Genomic DNA, 567 nt, shown 5'->3' with positions numbered 1-567 from the left:
ACGAGAAGGGGACCGCCAACACGGCCGCCACCAAGGTCTTCAGCTACACCAGCAACGGTGGCCTGAAGCCCGGCGCGCCGGGTGCGGCCTCCACGGCACCCGCCCCGTGAGCCTGACGCTCTGACCGCAGGCCGGGTCGCGAGTCCTCCGGACGCGCGACCCGGCCTGTTCTCTTCTGGAGGCTGACATGGAGCACATCACGAGGTCAGCGTCGCGGGCGCGTGGTCGGGACCACGGCTTCACGCTGGTCGAGCTGCTGGTCGTCATCGTCATCATCGGCATCCTCGCGGCGATCGCGATCCCGATCCTGGTGTCCCAGCGGCGGACGGCGCTCGACGCCGCGGTGAAGTCGGACCTGCGCAACGTCGCCGTCGTCGTCGAGGCGTCCCGGACGGAGGGCGACGGCACGGCGGAGGAGTCGACCGTGCGCGCCGAGATGCGGATCACGCGCGGCACCAGCACGCGCGGCTCGATCGACACGGGCTCGTACACCACGCGCTTCTGCTCGGGGTCGTAGCGAACCTCGACATTGCCGATCAGCGGGAAGTCCTTGCGGAACGGATGGCC

General features: G+C 70.2%; 1 protein-coding gene. It reads left to right on the top strand.

Features of this window, described 5'->3' with window-relative positions; all coding sequences use genetic code 11:
- Positions 1 to 187 precede the first annotated feature (187 nt).
- Complete coding sequence (locus tag ACFO3N_RS24970; RefSeq protein WP_379801524.1) at positions 188 to 517, top strand: type II secretion system protein; 330 nt, start codon at positions 188 to 190, stop codon at positions 515 to 517.
- Positions 518 to 567: the final 50 nt, after the last annotated feature.

It is taken from the genome of Flavobacterium chungangensis, from assembly GCF_042654045.1.
Lineage (GTDB): Bacteria > Bacteroidota > Bacteroidia > Flavobacteriales > Flavobacteriaceae > Flavobacterium > Flavobacterium chungangensis.
This window is presented reverse-complemented; position numbering and strand designations above follow the sequence as displayed.